Raw genomic sequence first — 14014 nt, 5'->3', positions numbered from 1 at the left:
GCGCCGTCCTGGCCGAGATCGGCCGGACCGTCGCTCCCGCACCGTATTCCACGACCATCGCCGTCTGCGCGGCCACCCTCGCCGAATTCGGCGACGACAACCAAATCGAGCGCTGGGTACCGCCGCTGCTCCGTGGCGAGGCGACGATGGCCCCGGTCCTTGCCCGCGAATTCATCTCCTTCGAGGCCGGGAGTGCGGGCGAGGGCTGGCGGCTCAGCGGCTCGCAATCGGCGGTCGCCGCGGCAGCCTTCGCCGACACCTTCCTGATCGAAGCCCGCGCGGGCGCGAATTCGCTGCTGTTCCTGCTGGATCGCGACACCGAGGGGCTGACGGTGACCGGGCAGCATGTCGTCGACGGCACCGACGCGGCCCTGCTCGAGCTGCGTGAGGTGGCAGTCCCCGCCGAGAACATGATCTCCGCACCCGAGGCGGCGGCCTGGGCGGCCAGGCGGGCCACCCTGGCCACCTGCGCCCTCCAACTCGGAATCCTGCAACGGGCCCTCGAGATGACCTGCGACTACGCCCGCACCAGAAAGCAATTCGACAAGCCGATCGGCTCCTTCCAGGCCGTCCGGCAGCGCCTGGCCGACGCCTACATCGATGTCGAAGCCGTCCGCCTCACCCTCTGGCAGGCGGCCTGGCGTGAGTCACAGGCGCTGCCCGCCGATTCCGAGATCGCGGTGGCCAAGTTCTGGGCGGCGCAGGCCGGTCACCGGGTCGCGCACACCGCGGTCCACATCCACGCCAGCACCGGCATCTACCTCGACTATCCGATGCAGCGCTACTTCACCGCAGCCAAGCGGGCCGAGTTCACCGCGGGCACCGCCACGACGCAGCTCCGCCGCCTGGGCTCCTGGCTGGATGCGGCCGTCCGCTGAACGCCGCAACCGCCGGAAACACCGCCGCCTCCCTGGCGACGGCTCTCCCGACTCCATGCTCGTGTGCGCACCCCTCGTACGCACGCGGTCACGACCTCATCGCGCGAATGCCCCGGGTGTTGCAGCCCCGGGGCACCCACGGGAGAGGACGTTTCCACGGGCCGATAATTTTCGGATAAACGCCCTCTACGAGATGGTGGGGCCGGGCGAGAACAGGGTTGCCAGGGTCGGCGCTGGGAGTCCGGAGCGGGCGAAGATCTCGATGGCGTCGGCGTGTTCGCGGGCCGCGGTGTCGGTGTCGCCGCGCGCGGCCCGGGCGCTGGCGCGCAGGAACATGGCCCTGGCCCGGTCGATGGGGTCCGCGGCCTTGCTGAGCAAGCGCAGCGCCTGGGTCGCCTCGCATTCGGCGTCGGCGCCGTGGCCCGCGCGCAGGTGGATCTGGGCCAGGCGGGTGCGGGCCCAGCCCTCCCACAGGCGCACGCCATTGCGGTGGGTCATGCGGACCGCGTCCTCGGCCAGCTTCAGCGCCGGATCGTGCTCGCCGAGCATCGAACGGGTCGCGGCCAATTCGTGGGTGGCCCAGCCCAGGGCGACCGCGTTGGACGACTCCTTTGCCAGCTCGATGGCGCGCTCGGCCACCGCGACCGCCTCGGCGTACTGACCCGATTCGCACAGCGTGCGGGTGGCCACCGCCAGAATCCACGCTTCGAGGGACTGGTCGCCGATCGCCCGCGTCCAGGCGATGGCATTGGCGTAATGCCGATGCGAGTCCTTGGTATTGCCCGTGCGCCGGTCCGCCACGCCCAGCAGGACCTCGGCCAGCACCTGCAACCGCCGCTCGGCGTCGTCGGCGGGCTGCGAGATCGGTTGCAGGAATTCCAGACTCGCCTCCACCTCGCCCAGTCCGATCTGCATCATGGCTCCCAGCGCCACCCGGATCCGCCGCGCGCTGGCCTGGTCGCCGCCGCGAATCGCGGTATCCAGCAGGGCCTTCAGTGCGTCGGCGAGTTCGCGGGCCCGACTGCCGGTGTCCATGAGCTCGGCCATCACCCACGCCAGATCAGCCGCCAGCGCAACCGTCCGCCCGCCGAGCCGCGCCGCCTGCCGGTGCAGCGCGATGATCACCGGGCGCTCGATGTCGTTCCAGGTCTGGCCCTCGGCGCCGTCGGCGAAGGTGTGCCCGGGCACGGTGGTGGGCACCAGCAGCAGGGTGATATTGCTGTAATCCAGTGTGCCGAGCAGGTTCTTGGTGCTGGCCAGGTAGTAGTCCAGCAGCCGCACCACGATCTCGGATTCGCGTTCGCGCGCGTCGCGGCTCTCGGCGGTCCCGGCCAGCCGGGCGGCGAACAGCCGCAGCAGGTCGTGGAACCGGTAGCGGCCCGGGGCGGGCGTCTCCAGCAGGCTCAGATCCACCAGCGATTCGCACACCAGCTCGGCCCGCGGCACCGGCACGTCCAGCAGCGCCGCGGCGCCGTCCACCGGGAAGTCCGGCACGTCCGCGCGGGCCAGCATGCGAAATGCCCTGGCCTGCTCGGTGTTCAGCTGTCCGTAGCCGAGCCGGAAGGCCGCCTCCAGGGTGAGCTCCCCGGTCTGCAGCACCTCGAGCCGCTGGCCCTCGTCGGCGAGTCGCTCGGCCAGCGAGGCGATGGTCCACTGCGGCCGCACCGCCAGCCGCGCGCCGACAATGCGCACCGCCAGGGGCAGATAGGCGCACTGCTCGATCACCGCGTAGGCCGCATCCCGTTCGGCCGCAACGCGTTCGGCGCCGAGAATGCGGGTCAGCAGGGTCAGCGCCTCCTCGCGTTCCAGCACGTCGAGGCGGGTGCGGCGGACCGCGGGCAGCTCGGTGAGCGCCGAGCGGCTGGTGATCAGCACCGCGGTGCCGGGCGTGCCGGGCAGCAGCTGCGCCACCTGGGCGCTGTCGCGGGCATTGTCGAGCACCACCAGGATCCGCTTGTCGCTCAACAGGGTTCGCAGCTGCGCGGCCCGATCGTCCACGGTGGACGGGATATCGCCCTCGGCCACCCCGAGCCCGCGCAGGAACCCGCCCAGCGCGTCCCCGGGCGGCACCGGTTCGGGGTCCACGCCGCGCAGGTTCACATAGAGCTGCCCGTCGGGGAATCGGTCGCGCACCTGGTGCGCGATGTGCAGGGCGAGGGTGGTCTTGCCGACCCCGCCCATGCCGCCCACCGCCGAGATGGCGACGGCCGATCCGCCGCAGGTGAGCTGGGCGGCGATCTCCTCGGCCACCCGCGACCGCCCGGTGAAATCGGCGATGTCGGGCGGTAATTGGGCCGGGGTGACCAGCGGGCGGGCCGGGCGCAGCACCGGCGGCAGCTCGGCGCGCAGGATCCGCGCGTGCACCTCGCTCAGCTCCGGCCCGGGCTCGACGCCGACGCCGTCGACCAGCGCGCGGCGGGCGCGGCCGTACTCCTCGAGCGCCTCGGCCTGGCGGCCGCAGTGATACAGCGCGGTCATGAGCAGCGCGCGGAAGCGTTCCCGCAGCGGATGCTCCTCGATGAGCGGCCCGAGTTCGGCGACCGCCTCGGCGCTGCGGCCGGTTTCGATATCGAGGGCCAGCCGGTCCTCGAGAATGGACAGCCGCCATTCCTCGAGCCGGGCCCGCTGGCGTTCGGCGTAGGGGCCGGGGAGCCCGCCCAGGGCCGCGCCCTGCCAGTGGCTCAGCGCCGATTCCAGGGTCTGGCGGGCCTTGCCCGGATCGTCGGCGCGCATGTGCGCGGCCGCGGCGACCTGGTCCTCGACCACGTCGATATCGGTGCGGCCGGGCGGGAGTCGCAGCGCATAGCCGTCGCCGATGGAGATGAGCAGGGTCGAGGGCCCGCGATTGACGCGTTCGGGTTCGAGTTCGCGGCGCAGCTTGGCCACGTGGGTGCGCAGCGCCGGCACGGCGCGCAGGACCGGGTCGTCACCCCAGATGCCCTCGACGAGTTCGGCGGCCGTGACCGCCTTGCCCTCGCGCAGCAGCAGGGCCGCGAGCACGGCCCGCCGCTGTGGCGGACCCAGATCCAAGGGCGTGTCCCCGCGCCATGCGCGGACCTCGCCCAGTACGGCAAACCTCAACAAACCGACCTCCCCGTTCGGCAGTGTAGAGGGACGATGCGCGAAACGATATGTCGCCTATCCTGCACCGATACCTTCCCCCACGATGGAGGATCGTCCCCGATGGCCGGGACCGTCAATAGCAATACGCGAAGGAATCGGTCATCGACCGTTCAGAGTCCGCCATCGGCCGTTCAGAGTCCGCCATTGGCCGTTCATTGGCCGGTTCCAAGCGGTGCGCCCGATTCTGATCTCGGGCGTCGAGCAGGATGCCCCCGATCACTGATGGAGGCATCCCATGCGGGTCAAGTCCGCCGCCGTTCTGGTGCTGTGCGCCGCGTCCTTCGGTCTGGCGGCCTGCAATTCGCCCGATACCCCGGCCGGTCCGGTCACCCCGACCGCGCCCGTCACCAGCACACCGACCGGTACGGTCATGCCGACCACCGGCGGGAAGTCCGGTGAGGGACAGGACAAGAGCACCGGCCGCTTCGTCATTCTGAGCCAGGGCCATCTGAAGGGCACCAAGGGGACGCTGAGCTACGACATCGACGTGCCGGGCCTCGGTGTCGAGGGCAAGGGCGTGAATTCCGAAGCGGCACGCGCGTTCAACAGCTGCATGTGGAGTGGGGCCCAGGCCTTCGTCAACACCTACCAGCAGGGGAAGTCGCTCACCGATCCGAATGCGCGCTCACGCGTCGAGCGCATCGGCAAGCATGTGCTGAGCGGGCAGCTGTGGGCGAGCTTCGACGGCGGCGGCGCGCATCCGTTCATCGTGCAGTCGACCTGCGTGATCAATGCCGACACCACCGAGAAGCTCGACTCGAAGGACGTGTTCACCGACGAGAACGCGGGCCTGCAACTGCTGTCGGAGCAGGCGGCCAAGCTGCTGCCCGCCACCCGCGCCGGGGATGGCTACTGGAAGCCCGGAATCACGCCCACGGCAGAGCATTACAAGGCCTGGACCGCGACTCCCGACGGCATGCACGTGTACTTCGACCAGGGCCAGGTGGCCGCCGAGGTCGCGGGCGTGGTCGACATCACCGTGCCGTGGTCGGCGCTGCAGGCGCAGCTGAAGCCGGGCCTGCGGGACGTGTTGGCGAGCTGAGCGTGACGTACCCTGACCAGGTGGCCAGCGATGACGCGCCGCGCCCAGGGGGCATCGGGAAGACGAGTCTGCGACGGCCCGGGATCGCCCTGATCACGCTCACCGCGGTCCTGTTCGTCACCTTCCTCGACACCACCGTGGTCAGCGTCGCCCTGGCCGATATCCGCTCGGAGCTCAGCACCGATGTGACGCTGCTGCAATGGGTGGTCAATGCCTACACGCTGGTCTTCGCCAGCCTCATGCTGGCGTTCGGCTCGCTGGGCGACCACTGGGGACGCAAACGGGTGATGGTCGCCGGATTGGCGATCTTCGGTGCGGGATCGGTGCTTTCGGCGGTAGCGACCAGCGTGCCGATGCTCATCGCCGGGCGCGCGGTCATGGGGTTGGGGGCAGCCGCGTCCGAGCCGGGCACGTTGTCGATTCTGCGGCAGGTCTTTCCGGACGCGCGGCAGCGCGCGAAGGCGCTGGGCGTGTGGGCCGCGGTGTCCGGGCTCGCTCTGGCAGCGGGTCCGGTGCTGGGCGGTGTGCTGGTCGACGCGTACGGGTGGCGATCGATCTTCTGGTTCAACCTGATTCTCGGCGTCGTGGTGTTCGCGGCCGCGCTGCGCTACGTCCCCGAGAGCTCCGATCCGCGGCCCGGCCCGCTGGACTGGGCCGGATCCCTGCTCGGCGCAATCGCTCTCGGCACGGTGATCTACGCGGCGATCAGCGGTGAGCATCGCGGCTACGGCGCGGCCTCGGTGGTGACGCTGTTCGTGATCGGCGGACTGGCCCTGCTGGGCTTCGCGGTGGTCGAGACGCGAGTCCGCAACCCCGTCTTCGATTTCCGGTATCTGCGGCTGCCGCCGGTGCGCAGTGCGCTGGGGGTGGCGTTCGCCGTGTACTTCGGTATCTTCTCGATCTTCTTCTTCACCGCACTGTATCTGCAGGTGATGATCCACTATTCGGCCGCGCGCACGGCCGGGGTGTTCGCGCCCATGGCGATCGCGATCACGGTGGGCTCGCTGCTCGCGGGCTCCTGGGTGGCGCGCACCGATGCGCGCACGCCGATGATCGTCGGCTGTGTGGTGAGCGCGGCGGGTATTCTGCTCACCCGGCACGCCCTCAACGGCTCGATCGGCTTCGCGGAGCTTTCCGCGACGCTGGCGGTCGCCGGGCTCGGCTTCGGAATCGCGGTGGTGCCCTTGACTTCCGCGGTGCTGAGCGGCGTGCCCGCGGCTCATTCCGGCATGGCCGCCGCAGCCACCAACACCATGCGCCAGGTCGGCGCGGCCGTCGGTGTCGCGGTGCTCGGCTCGCTGGTGAACGGCTTCCTGACCGCGGACCTGAAGGCCAAGCTGACCGAGCTGGGCCTGCCGCCGGAGCTGCACGCGACCGCCATCGACGCCGTGGAACGCGGCCGGATTCCCTCCGGGATCGATCTGGGCACCATGCTGAAATACGCGTCGAAGGTGCCCGAGGCGCTGCAGACCGGCACCGTGGCCTTCCACCACGGACTCGATGTGGCCCTGCTGGTTTCGGCCCTGATGATCCTGGCCGCCGCGATACTCTCGGCCTTCTCCCTCTCATCGCAGCGCTGAGACGGTCACCGGTTCGGGCTTGGCATCCATGATCCGATCCAGGGTCACCGCGGCGTCGATGAGCGCGAGATGGGTGAAGGCCTGCGGGAAATTCCCCAGCTGCGCCCCGGTGAGCGCGATCTCCTCGGCGTAGAGGCCCAGATGATTGGCGTAGGTGAGCATCTTCTCGAACACCAGCCGCGCCTGCGCCAGATTCCCGGCGCGCGCAAGGGCATTCACATAGTTGAAGGTGCACAGCGAGAAGGTGCCCTCGTCCCCTTCGAGCCCGTCCGGCGAGGCCGCCGGGTCGTAGCGGTGCACCAGGCTGTCGGTGACCAGCTCGTGCCGGATCGCCGAGAGCGTGGACAGCCACAGCGGATCGCGCGGCGCCACGAATCCGACCTGCGCCATCCGCAGCAGCGAGGAGTCCAGCACCTCGGAGTCGTAGCGCTGCACGAAGGCCCGCCGCCGCGGATTCCAGCCGCGATCCCACAATTGCGCGTGGATCCGGTCGCGGTGTTCGCGCCAGCGTTCCACCGGGCCGGGCAGCCCGTGCTTGTTGGCCAGCCGCACCGCGCGGTCGAAGGCCACCCAGCTCATCAACCGGCCGTAGGTGAAATCGGCGCGCCCGCCGCGGGTTTCCCAGATCCCCTCCTCGGGCCGATCCCAGTTCTCGCCCAGCCACTCCAGCAGCCCGGTCAGATCCGTCCAGCCCTGATGGCTGATCCGCAGCCCGCGCCGATCGGCCTGATAGACGCTGTCGAGCAGTTCGCCGTAGATGTCGAGTTGCAGCTGCCCGGAGGCCTCGTTGCCGATGCGCACCGGCCGCGAGCCGCGATAGCCCTCCCAATGCTCGAGCACCTCCTCCTTCAGATCGGCGGAGCCGTCGATGCGGTACATGATCTGCAGCGGTTCACCCGTGTTCCGGTAGAGCCCGCGCAGCCAGCGCGCGAAAGCGGTCGCCTCCTCGGTGAATCCGAGCGACAGCAGCGAGTACACCGAGAACGAGGCGTCGCGCACCCAGGCGAAGCGGTAGTCCCAATTGCGTTCGCCGCCGAGCTGTTCGGGCAGTCCGGCGGTCGGTGCCGCGATGATGGCCCCGGTCGGCGCGTAGGTGAGCAGTTTGAGGGTGATGGCCGAGCGATGCACGGCCTCCCGCCATCGCCCCCGATAGGTCGAGCGGGCCAGCCAGCGGTGCCAGAAGTCCACGGTGGCGTCGAAGATCTGCTCGATCTCGGCGACCCGGATGGGATGCGGTGTCTGCGGCGCACCGGATTCCAGCACGAACCCGCGCATCTGCCCGGCCTCGAGCGGCAGCAGGCCGTGCAGGGCGCCGTGCTCGGTGATCTGGGTCTGGGCCAGGCGCTCGTCATCGGGTTCGCGCACGGCGTGCAGGGTCAAACTGGTTTCGCCGCAGTCGAATACCGCCCCGTCGTCGCTGACGTGGGTGGTGTGTGCGCGACGACCGTAGTCGAAATGCGGTGCGATATCGAGTTCGAAGGTGATGCGCCCGCGCACGCAGCGCAGCATGCGCACCAGCCGGTGGCGGTCGGTGGAGTCGCTGCCGCTGGGCGGCATGAAGTCCACGATCTCGCCGGTGCCGGTCTCGGTCATGAACCGGGTGATGAGGATCGCGGTGTCGGGAAAATACATCTGGTGGCTGCGATACGGGCGCTGGGCGGGCTGCACCCGGCAGTGCCCGCCGCGCTCGTGGTCCACGAGCGCGGCGAACACGGTGGGCGAATCGAAACGGGGGCAGCAGAACCAGTCGACGGTGCCGTCGGTGGCGACCAGCGCGGCGGTCTGCAGGTCTCCGATCAGTCCGTGATCCTCGATCGGCGGGTAGTTCTGCACGGGCAACTCCTCACGGTCGATGTGGACGCGGGCGGCGGGAGGACCGCCCGCGCATCCACCACGCTGCTCCGGTTACCGGTTCCGGACCTCATGCGTGGCGCATGATTTCGGTCGGCGTGGCGGCGGAAAGAGCGCGGGCTCACGAGGATTCGGGTTCGGCGGGCCTGCGGCCGATCAGCTCGACCGCGGCCAGCAGCACGAAGGCCAGCAGCGCCAGACTCGCCACCACCCAGGCCGTGGGATACGGCCAGAACAGCAGCGCCAGCACCACGGCGGCGATCACGATGAGCCGCAACGGCATCCGATAGCGGGCGGTGAACGCCTCCACCGGATTCGGCGGGCGTTCGTAGCGGCGCTGCCAGAGGGCGCGCAGGCCGCGCTGGAATTCCCGGCGCACCGTCCCCGCCGACGGCGACGGCCCGGCCAGATAGGCGGCGGCCGCCACGATCAGCCCGAGCACGCCGACCGCGCGCATGGCGGTGCGCAGCGGGCGGATCACGGTGTCGAACAACGCCTCCGCGGCATCGGGGGAGAGCTGATCGGTCGGGACGGTGTCGAGATAGATCGCGCGGCCGATCAACAGGGCGACGCCCAGGGCGATCATGCCGGCCACCGCGATCCAGGCGGCCAGCGCCAGCGCCCGCAGCCGGCGTCCGCGCGGTGCGAGCCGGACCGCGGCCAGCACGGCGGCGAACGACAGCAGCGGCAGCACGGTGGCACTGCGATCCAATGCCTGCACCGCCTGCCGGGCGGCGGGCAGCCGGGTCGCCTGGAACAGCGTGAACTGGGTGTCGACCTCGGGGATGCGGTCGGCGAATCGGAAGCCCTTCTCGTCCAGCCGATTTCGGACCTCGGTCAGGAACGGTTGCAGCGAGATGCTGACGGTCCCGTTGGCCGAGACCTCCACGCCGGGCCGGGTGTCACCGGTGAGCACGGCCTTCAAGGCTTGGTGCGCAAGCCGATTCGCGGTATTCCACGCCTTCTGGAACTGCTCGCTGTCGATCAGCTTCACCGCGACCTGGCGGATGTAGGTCTGCGCCTGCGCGGCCACCAGCGCGGGCAGGCTGGTCAGTGCGGCGGCGACGCGCGGCCGGTCCGCCACCTGACTGACGTTGTCGGTCAGTGCCGCAACGGCTTCCGCGGTCAGACCCTCGATATCGACGCGGGTGACGATGGCGTCGGTGAGCTTGTTCGCCATCTCGTCGCGGATGGCCGGATCGGTGGCCAGCGGTGCGACGGTGGCGACATAGTGGTCGGTATCGAAGATCTCGCTCTGCACGAACCGGGCGGGCACCGTGGCCACGATCAGCAGCCCCGCCAGCACCAGCAGCAGCCCGGTGCCGACCCAGCGCAGCGTGCTTCGATCGTGGACCGGATGTGTCGCGTATTCGGCACGCAGTTTATCCAATTCCGCGCGTTCGGATTCCGAGAGCGCGTCGGGAACAGGTTCGCGTGGTTGCGGATCCGGATTATCGGTCATCTCTTTTCCCTCTCGTCGAAATTCCGGCCCGGATCACCGACCGCCGCCGACGGGTTCGCCGGGGATGCGGCCGGTGCCGAACAGGGCCCCGAGCGCGAAGAGCGCGGTAATGGCCAGACCCGCGCGCAAGGCCGTGAATTGGGCCTCGGTGTTCTCGATCCCCCGGCCGGTCGCCGTGGTGAGCGCGGCCACCAGTACTGAGCCGATCAGGGCGGTACCCAGGGAGGTGCCCAGGCTGGTGGCGGTGTTCTGCAGGCCGCCCACCTCCGGCGTCTGGGAATCGGGGACCGCGCCGGTGGTGACCGCGCCCAGCTGTGAGGACAGCGCGCCGAGGCCGAGGCCCAGAAAGAGCATGGGAATCATGACGATTCCGGCATTGGCTCCGGGATTCAGGCCGCCCATCAGAATCAGGATTCCGATGATCATCGAGGTCAGGCCCAGGCGCACCACCCGGCGCGGGTTGGCGCGCGGCACCGCCTTGGGAATCCCCACGGCCGCCAGCACGAGTGCCCCGGACAGCGGCAGGATGCGCAGACCGGTGCCGACGGCGCTGAGTTCGAGGATCACGGACAGGAACAGCGGCACGGTGAAGAACACCCCGCCCTGCACGAAATACTGGGCGAAGAACATGCCCAGGCCGCCGGTCAACTGCCTGAGGCGCAACAGGTCCGGATCGATCAGCGGGTCGCCGCCGGTCTCGGCGAGATGAGTCTGCCAGCGAAAGAACCCGTAGAGCACGGCGATGCCGAACAGGATCAGCCAGATCACCGGCGACAGCCCGGCCCACTCCGGCTTGCCCGGCCGCGGCCGCACCCAGCCCCATTGGCCCGATTGCAGGACGCCGAACACCGCCGCGCCCAGACCGGTCACCGAGAGCAGTGAGCCGAACGGGTCCAGACCGGCCGAGCCGGCGCCGGTGTCGTGAATCCGCCGCAACAGCAGCAGGATTCCCGCCACGACGACGACCTCGCCGAGGAACACGTAGCGCCACGAGGCGTAGGTGGTCACCGCGCCGCCCAGCAGCGGGCCCACCGCCACCGCGACGGCCCCGGCCGCGGCGATCATGCCGTAGGCCGCGGTGCGCCGCGCGGGCGGGAAGTTCGCCGACACCAGCGCGACGATCGCGGGCAGGATCAAGGTGGCGCCCAGGCCCTCCAGCAGTGACCAGCCGATCAGCAGAACCACGAGATTCGGTGACAGCGCGGTCGTGAGCGAGCCCGCGCCGTAGACGATCAGCCCGATCCCGAAGGCCCGCCGCCGCCCGAGCATCGCGCCGGCCCGGCCGCCGGTGATCATCAGGCTGGCCATGACCAGGGTGTAGAGCGTGATGGCCGTCTGTATTCCGGAGATCGGGGTGTTCAGATCCTCGGAGACCGACGCCATCGACACGTTCATGACCGAGCTGTCCAGGATCATCAGGAACTGGCCGCAGGCGAGGGTGGCCAGCACCGTGCCGGAGCCGGAGGCGTCGGTTCGATTGCGGAGCATGGTCGTCCGCGCCCGGACTCAGCTCAGGACCGTCCGTTTGATCTGCTCGAATTCGTCCTCGGAGATCGCGCCCTGGTCGAGCAATTTCTTGGCGTCGGCCAGCCGGGTGGTGGGATCGACCCGCGCCACCTGCCGGATGTAATCCTGCTGCGCCGCCTCGCGGCGCACCACATCGCCGGCCGACCGCTCGGCCATCTCGCTGCCCCGGGTGATCAGGTAGATCAGCGCGCTGATGAACGGCAGGAACAGCAGTGCGATCACCCAGCAGGCCTTCGCCCAGCCCGAGAGATCGCGATCGCGGAACAGGTCCACGAATATCGAGAAGAGCATCATCAGGTAGGCGATGAACAGAAAGCTCAGGAGCAGAAACCAGATGAATTCCCAGAATGACATGTCCGATATCCCTTCTGTGCGCATGCGTCTCTGCCGAGCGCATGCCATCGAGCATGTGTCGGGGTAGTACCGAATTCGTCATGCTTGGCGGATGATTTCGGCTCCGGCGGACCGCGATTCGCCGTTCCCGGCCGGATCATTCGATTCGGGCGAAGCGATTTCCGTGCCCGAGGCGCAGTTTCGGTAGTGCTGACAACACTGTCCGAAAGGGGTAGACCATGACGCAGACGATCAGCGAAGGGCCCGCGGTGCGCCGCCGCGCGACCGGTGGCGCGCTGGCCGCGGCCATCCTGATGGTGACCGTCGGAGTGCTCGACATCCTGCAGGGGATTTCCGCGGTGGCCGCCGACCAGCTCTATGTGGTCGGCATCGCCTACCTGTACCAGTTCGACACCACCGGCTGGGGCTGGATCCACATCTGCATCGGCGCGGTGCTGATCATCGCCGCCCTCGGCCTCATGAGCGGAACCCAGTGGGGCCGGATCTCGGCCATGGTGCTGGCCTCACTGTCGATCATCGCCAATTTCATGTGGCTGCCCTACTATCCGGCCTGGGCGATCCTGGTGATCGTGCTGGACGTGGTCGTCATCTGGGCGGTCGCGGCCTGGCAGCCGGAAACGATCTGACCGCATGCGCGGTCCCTGGCTCGCGTCGCCGCGCGGTTATCGGCGACGCTGGTTGCGCACGGATGTGCTTGCGGGCCTGACCATCTGGGCGGCGCTCGTGCCGGAGAGCTTCGCCTGCGCCGAGATCGCCGGGGTGCCGCCGGTGGCCGGGCTCTACGCCATGCTGCCGGCGCTGCTCTGCTGCGCGGTGCTCGGCGGCTCGGATCGCGTTCCGGTGGGCCCGATTTCGGTGACCGCGGCGCTGTCGGCGGTGATCGTGGCCCCGCATGCGAGCGGCGGCGGGCGGTTCGTCGCGCTGAGCGCGGCGCTGGCGCTGGTCGCCGGATGCGCGGGGGTGGTCGCGGGACTGGCCCGGCTGGGCTTCGCGGCCTCGCTGATCTCGCCGCCGGTGCTGCGGGGGTTCACGGTCGGGCTGGTGCTGACGGTGGTGGTCGGGCAGTTGCCGAAACTGCTGGGGCTGCCGTCGGTTTCGGGCAGCGTGTGGCAGCGCGGCGAATGGGTAGCGGGGCATCTGCACGATATCGGCGTGCCCGCCGCGATCCTCGGCGGCGTGGCCTTGATTGTGGTGTTCGCGGGCCGCCGCTGGGCTCCTGCCGTGCCGATCGCCTTCGTGGTGGTGACCATCGGGGTCGCGGTGTCGCGGCTGTTCCTGCTCGACACCAGGGGAGTGGAGGTCGTCGATCCCATCGAGCGCGGGCTGCCGCGACCCGCGTGGCCTACCGGCGTCGGCCTCACCGATCTGCTGGAGCTGCTCGGTCCGGCGGTCGCCGTCCTCGTGGTCGGCCTGGCCGAGGGCATGCGGTCGGCGAAAACCACGGCGCCGCTGGAGGATCGGGAGATCGATCCGAATCGGGAGCTGGTAGGCATCGGCTTGGCCAATCTGGGTGCGGGCGTGCTGTCGGGCATGGTGGTGGGCGGCAATCCGCCCACGGCGGCGGTGGCGGCCCGCCCGCGCACCCGGCTCGGCGTGCTGGTCGCCGCCGCCCTGGTGGTGCTCACCGTGCTGTTCCTGACGGGCATGTACGACCGGCTGCCCGGCACGGTATTGGCCGCCATCGCCGTGGCGGTGGTGATCGAGCTGGCCGATGTGCCCGGTCTGCGGCGGCTCTACCGGATCTGGCGGCAGCGCCGCGGCCGCGTCTACGAGCGGGCCGCCGCGGTCGATTGCGGTGCGGCCGTGGCGACCCTGTTCGCGGTGCTGGCGCTGGGCGTGCTGCCCGGACTGCTTGCCGGACTGGTGATCTCGGTCCTACTGCTGGCCTGCCGCGCCCGCCGCTGCCGATCCGTCGCGCTGGGACTGTGGCCGTTGCCCGCCGGCGTGCTGCTGGCGCGGATGGAATCCGGGGTGTGCTTCGCCAATGCCGGGCTGTACCGCCATCTGGTGGGCCAGGCGTGCACGCCGCACACCCGGATGGTGGTGCTCGATGCCTCGTCCTGCCCGGTGTTCGACACCACCGCCGCCGAGACGCTCGGCGACCTCGGCGACGAATTGGCTTGGCGGGGAATCGGTCTGAGTGTGGTGACCAACGCCGGTGTCGAGCTCTGAGGCCGGTGTCGAGCTCTGAGCATCT

At 69.9% G+C, this 14014-nt stretch carries 10 protein-coding genes; 5 read left to right on the top strand and 5 right to left on the bottom strand.

The features are described 5' to 3' along the window. Window positions 1-878, top strand: an 878-nt coding sequence (locus tag ON43_RS35565) for an acyl-CoA dehydrogenase family protein (RefSeq protein WP_040814751.1), incomplete at its 5' end; no start/stop codon positions are given. A 186-nt stretch (window positions 879-1064) separates the two neighbouring features. On the opposite strand, the gene ON43_RS35560 is transcribed toward ON43_RS35565, so the two are convergent. Next, window positions 1065-3959 carry an AfsR/SARP family transcriptional regulator gene (locus ON43_RS35560; RefSeq protein ID WP_157514297.1) on the bottom strand — a complete coding sequence of 965 codons (2895 nt, stop codon included), beginning with the start codon at window positions 3957-3959 and terminating at the stop codon, window positions 1065-1067. Between the two features lie 277 nt (window positions 3960-4236). Here ON43_RS35560 and ON43_RS42995 point away from each other — a divergent pair, with 277 nt between their 5' ends. Both ON43_RS42995 and ON43_RS35550 read left to right on the top strand, forming a co-directional pair. Next, on the top strand, window positions 4237-5043 hold the full coding sequence (locus ON43_RS42995; RefSeq protein WP_051179671.1) for an RsiV family protein: 807 nt from the start codon (window positions 4237-4239) through the stop codon (window positions 5041-5043). Window positions 5044-5045: 2 nt separating this feature from the next. Further along, window positions 5046-6623, top strand: coding sequence for an MFS transporter (locus ON43_RS35550; protein ID WP_245568899.1), 1578 nt, complete (start codon window positions 5046-5048; stop codon window positions 6621-6623). On the opposite strand, the gene ON43_RS35545 is transcribed toward ON43_RS35550, so the two are convergent. The 4 genes from ON43_RS35545 to ON43_RS35530 form a co-directional block, all read right to left on the bottom strand. Then, window positions 6609-8456 (bottom strand): glycoside hydrolase family 15 protein, encoded by a 1848-nt coding sequence (locus ON43_RS35545; RefSeq protein WP_040814748.1) that lies wholly within the window; start codon window positions 8454-8456, stop codon window positions 6609-6611. The genes ON43_RS35550 and ON43_RS35545 overlap by 15 nt on opposite strands. Before the next feature lie 139 nt (window positions 8457-8595). Continuing rightward, on the bottom strand, window positions 8596-9936 hold the full coding sequence (locus tag ON43_RS35540; RefSeq protein WP_040814746.1) for a hypothetical protein: 1341 nt from the start codon (window positions 9934-9936) through the stop codon (window positions 8596-8598). A 33-nt stretch (window positions 9937-9969) separates the two neighbouring features. Continuing rightward, a complete protein-coding gene (locus ON43_RS35535; RefSeq protein ID WP_040814744.1) occupies window positions 9970-11424 on the bottom strand; it encodes an MFS transporter in 1455 nt (484 codons plus the stop codon). Window positions 11425-11442: 18 nt separating this feature from the next. Beyond that, window positions 11443-11817, bottom strand: coding sequence for an SHOCT domain-containing protein (locus ON43_RS35530; protein ID WP_040814742.1), 375 nt, complete (start codon window positions 11815-11817; stop codon window positions 11443-11445). 218 nt (window positions 11818-12035) lie between these two features. Between ON43_RS35530 and ON43_RS35525 the strand changes: the two genes are divergently transcribed. Both ON43_RS35525 and ON43_RS35520 read left to right on the top strand, forming a co-directional pair. Continuing rightward, window positions 12036-12443, top strand: a complete 408-nt coding sequence (locus ON43_RS35525) for a DUF7144 family membrane protein (protein ID WP_040814740.1) — start codon at window positions 12036-12038, stop codon at window positions 12441-12443. A 4-nt stretch (window positions 12444-12447) separates the two neighbouring features. After that, the gene (locus ON43_RS35520) at window positions 12448-13989 is read left to right on the top strand and encodes a SulP family inorganic anion transporter (protein WP_051179670.1); all 1542 of its coding nucleotides are present in this window, start codon (window positions 12448-12450) and stop codon (window positions 13987-13989) included. The last annotated feature ends 25 nt before the right edge of the window (window positions 13990-14014 follow it).

It is taken from the genome of Nocardia concava NBRC 100430, from assembly GCF_000308815.1.
GTDB classification, from domain to species: Bacteria; Actinomycetota; Actinomycetes; order Mycobacteriales; family Mycobacteriaceae; genus Nocardia; species Nocardia concava.
This window is presented reverse-complemented; position numbering and strand designations above follow the sequence as displayed.

What these genes read in the sequence shown, in the direction of transcription:
- ON43_RS35525 (WP_040814740.1), top strand. Translation starts at nt 12,036, where the DNA reads ATGACGCAGACGATCAGCGAAGGGCCCGCGGTGCGCCGCCGCGCGACC.
- ON43_RS35530 (WP_040814742.1), bottom strand. Translation starts at nt 11,817, where the DNA reads ATGTCATTCTGGGAATTCATCTGGTTTCTGCTCCTGAGCTTTCTGTTC.
- ON43_RS42995 (WP_051179671.1), top strand. Translation starts at nt 4,237, where the DNA reads ATGCGGGTCAAGTCCGCCGCCGTTCTGGTGCTGTGCGCCGCGTCCTTC.
- ON43_RS35520 (WP_051179670.1), top strand. Translation starts at nt 12,448, where the DNA reads ATGCGCGGTCCCTGGCTCGCGTCGCCGCGCGGTTATCGGCGACGCTGG.
- ON43_RS35535 (WP_040814744.1), bottom strand. Translation starts at nt 11,424, where the DNA reads ATGCTCCGCAATCGAACCGACGCCTCCGGCTCCGGCACGGTGCTGGCC.
- ON43_RS35540 (WP_040814746.1), bottom strand. Translation starts at nt 9,936, where the DNA reads ATGACCGATAATCCGGATCCGCAACCACGCGAACCTGTTCCCGACGCG.